We start from the raw sequence: 3,837 nt of genomic DNA on the forward strand, positions 1-3,837 counted from the left end.
GAAGGCGGTTGTCGCAAAACCCTCCTCGCTCCCACGCTCTGCGTGGTAGCGCCAGGACCGAACCACAGACACGATTCCTGTGGTTGGCTATGCATTCCCACGCAGAGCGTGGGAACGAGGTTCCTGGTGGGTTTTGCGACAGCCTTGAAGGTGGGGATCCACTGTTCGTGGTAGATTCCCTCCTTCGCGGGAATGACGGAGGGCTGGTACTTTCTACAATGCCACTTCCCTAACCGTTTGTATTTAGCTTTTCTGTAATAATGAGATATCCGCCACATGCAGGAACAAACTGCGCAGTTGCTTGAGCAAGGCGTAGCGGTTCAGGCGAATAGCTTCATCTTCAGCATTGACCAGCACCTGATCAAAGAACTGATCAACAGGCTCTTTCAGTGCCGCCAGACTTTCCATAACAATGGCGTAACGGCCTTCTTTAAGCGCAGGAGCAATCTCCTCTTTCTTGCTAAAGACCACCTTGGCCAGCGCTATTTCGGCGGCCTCACTCAGGAGAGACTCATCAATAGTGTCCGGAATGATGATGTTACCTGCTTTAGCCAGAATGTTAGATACCCGTTTGTTAGCAGAAGCCAGTGCATCCGCTTCATTCATGGTATTAAAGCGGGTGATGGCCTTGATACGACGATCGAAATCCAGTGGTCGGGTTGGGCGCAGTGCTTTAACAGAGTTGATGATTTCTACGGCGACACCTTCTTCCTGATAAGCGGCATCAAATCGTTCCAGCATATAATTAACCGCTGTCGTATTTAAACCATCAGCCGCTGGAAGTTCTACACTTTGTTCTTGATAACCAAGGATAGTCTGCTCAATCAGTGCTTCCAGATCCAGGTTGAGTTTCTTCTCAACAATGATACGGAGCACACCGATGCTGGCACGACGTAAAGCAAAAGGATCCTTGCTTCCGGTCGGTAACTGATTAATACCAAAAATTCCGGTGATGGTATCGACTTTATCGGCAATGGCTACGGCACAACCGGTCAGGTTTGAAGGCAACTGGTCACCGGCAAAGCGTGGCATATACTGCTCACACAGGGTTTTGCTGACTTCCGGATTTTCACCGTCATTATCAGCATAGTACTGACCCATGATGCCCTGAAGCTCCGGGAATTCCAGAACCATATCGGACACCAGGTCTGATTTACACAGCTGACCGGCACGTTCCGCTAGCTTGGCATCACCACCTTCAACTTCTGAAATATACGCCGATAGTCGTGCAATACGTTCTGTCTTGGAAAAAACCGAACCTAACTGAGCCTGGAAAACAATGGACTTGAGTTTTTCACGACGATCTTCCTGAGTACTCTTACGATCAGTGTCGTAGAAAAACTTGGCATCGGCCAGGCGCGGACGAATAACTTTCTCATTACCTTCCACCACATATCGCGGCTCTGAGCTTTCAATGTTAGCGACGGTGATAAAGTGAGGAAGCAACTTTTCTTCAGCATCAACTACGTGGAAATATTTCTGGTGCCCTTTCATGGATGAAATCAGGGCTTCGGAAGGGACTGACAGGAAAGCATCGTCAAACCGTCCTGAAATGGCAACGGGCCATTCATTCAGCGCAGTCACTTCATCCAGCAGGTCTTCATCAATGACGGCAATACCATTGATACGGGTTGCCACTTGTTGAACCTGTTTCTGAATCAATTCCCTGCGTGTTGCAAAGCTGGCAATGACCTTCCCCTGTTCATGAAGTATCGCTTCATAGTCAGATGGCGCAGTAATGGTCAACTCTTTGTTCGCATGAAAGCGGTGGCCGCGCGTGGTGTTACCGGCTTTCAGACCAAGAATTTCACAGTCAACGATCTGGTTACCGGTGATCATTAACAGCCAGTGCACGGGACGAACAAATTCAGTTCGGCTGGCTCCCCAGCGCATCCGCTTGGGGATAGGCAGGTTGTTGAGAGACTGGGAAATAATATCTGGCAGCAGGGTACGAGTTGCCTCACCTTGTTGTACAGAACGATAAACCAGCCAGGCACCTTTTGGGGTTTCTTCCTGCTCCAGATCGGCAAAACTCACACCGTTGGAACGGGCAAACCCTTCAGCGGCTTTACTTGGGTTACCTTCAGCATCATAAGCTGCCTTAACAGAAGGGCCCTTACGCTCGAGCTTCTGGTCAGGTTGTGCCATATCCAGCCCTTTGATCAGCAAGGCCAGACGACGGGGAGCAGCGAATGATTCATAGCTTGAAAAGGTAACCTGTGCTTTTTCAAGTCCTGAAATAATACCCTGTACAAAAGCGTCAGAGAGCTTTCTCAATGCCTTTGGTGGCAGCTCTTCGGTTCCCAGCTCGACCAGAAAGTCTTCTTTATTAATATTGCTCATTGCTTACTCTCCTGCGCGCTGTTTTTTGTTGCGTCTTTTGCAAGAAGCGCCAGAACCTCATTACGGATACGCTCATCAGCCATGGGGAAACCAAGGGCATGTCGTTTATCGAAGTACGCTTTGGCAACGGCTCTTGCCAGAGTTCTGACACGCAGGATAAAACGCTGACGCTCAGTCACTGAGATAGCATGGCGAGCATCCAGCAGGTTAAAGGTATGAGACGCTTTCAACACATATTCATAGGCTGGCAGGGGCAGGCCGGTCTCTACCAGTTTATGGGATTCACGTTCGAAGAAATCGAATTGTTTGAACAGCGATTCAGTATCCGCATGCTCGAAGTTGAAGGTGGACATTTCAACTTCCTGCTGCAGGAAAACATCGGCATAGGTCACAGGGCCCTGTGGACCGACCGTCCAGATCAGGTCATACACGTTATCCACAGCCTGAATGGTCATGGCCAGTCGCTCAAGACCGTAAGTGATCTCACCGGTCACTGGATAGCACTCAAGACCACCCACCTGCTGGAAATAGGTAAACTGGGTAACTTCCATACCATTCATCCAGACTTCCCAGCCAAGACCCCAGGCACCCAGCGTGGGGGATTCCCAGTTATCTTCTACGAAACGGATATCATGAACCAGCGGATCAATCCCGAGTTGACGAAGGGAGTCCAGATAGAGCTCCTGAATATTGTCAGGGGAGGGCTTCATGACCACCTGAAACTGGTAGTAGTGTTGCAAACGGTTTGGGTTTTCGCCATAGCGGCCGTCGGTGGGCCGACGGCTGGGCTGAACGTAGGCAGCGTTCCAGTTTTCCGGACCAATGGCTCGCAGGAAGGTGGCCGGGTGAAAAGTACCGGCACCCACTTCCATATCCAGCGGTTGCATGATGGCGCAGCCCTGTTGGGCCCAGAATTGCTGAAGGGCAAAGATCAGGCCCTGGAATGTATTGATGTCTGGCGTGCTCTGGGAAGTCACTTTTCTACCTCTTAGAGGCTCAATTGCGAGCTGAGTCCTCTTTGCATTGAGCTTGATATTCACCATTGCTCAATAAAGTTTGATCAGCCAACGTGCCTGGCATAGGTTTTCCCTGTAAGTGATCACATACAGGGTACGATGGTAAAAATAGAGGGGGATTATACCGGTTTGTGGGCTTAAATTTAAGCTGTGGATAACCTGTGAAAAACGTGGGTAAGCCTTCTGGATAAAATGATTATGGGTGATTATCGGATGTTATCACCCTGTAAAAAGTTCAGTAACGCCAGAAGGTTGGCGTAAACAATACCAGCAGTGTAAAAATCTCCAGCCGGCCAAGCAGCATGGCAAAAGAGAGAATCCATTTTGCGCTGTCGGGCAGACTCTGGTAACTGAATGCTGCTTCCCCCAGGGCGGGTCCAAGGTTATTCAGACAGGAGGCAATGGTTGAGAAGGCGGTGGTAAAATCCAGGCCAGTGGCCAGCAATGCCAGGAATAAAAGTACGAACATCAGAATGTA

4 protein-coding genes are annotated in these 3,837 nt (G+C 49.8%); 1 reads left to right on the top strand and 3 read right to left on the bottom strand.

Translation table 11 applies throughout. The features are described 5' to 3' along the window. On the top strand, positions 1–233 hold a 233-nt coding region (locus RM811_RS00535; protein ID WP_402519663.1), incomplete at its 5' end, for a hypothetical protein. A 10-nt stretch (positions 234–243) separates the two neighbouring features. Here the strand turns inward: RM811_RS00535 and glyS are convergent. The 3 genes from glyS to RM811_RS00550 form a co-directional block, all read right to left on the bottom strand. After that, positions 244–2,343, bottom strand: coding sequence for a glycine--tRNA ligase subunit beta (gene glyS / locus RM811_RS00540; RefSeq protein WP_402519665.1), 2,100 nt, complete (start codon positions 2,341–2,343; stop codon positions 244–246). Further along, on the bottom strand, positions 2,340–3,320 hold the full coding sequence (glyQ, locus tag RM811_RS00545) for a glycine--tRNA ligase subunit alpha (RefSeq protein ID WP_402519668.1): 981 nt from the start codon (positions 3,318–3,320) through the stop codon (positions 2,340–2,342). The genes glyS and glyQ overlap by 4 nt, the downstream gene beginning before the upstream one ends. A gap of 274 nt (positions 3,321–3,594) precedes the next feature. After that, positions 3,595–3,837, bottom strand: a 243-nt coding sequence (locus tag RM811_RS00550; protein ID WP_402519671.1) for a potassium transporter TrkG, incomplete at its 5' end; no start/stop codon positions are given.

This window comes from Endozoicomonas sp. (assembly GCF_031844845.1).
GTDB lineage: Bacteria > Pseudomonadota > Gammaproteobacteria > Pseudomonadales > Endozoicomonadaceae > Endozoicomonas.

What these genes read in the sequence shown, in the direction of transcription:
- glyS (WP_402519665.1), bottom strand. Translation starts at nt 2,343, where the DNA reads ATGAGCAATATTAATAAAGAAGACTTTCTGGTCGAGCTGGGAACCGAA.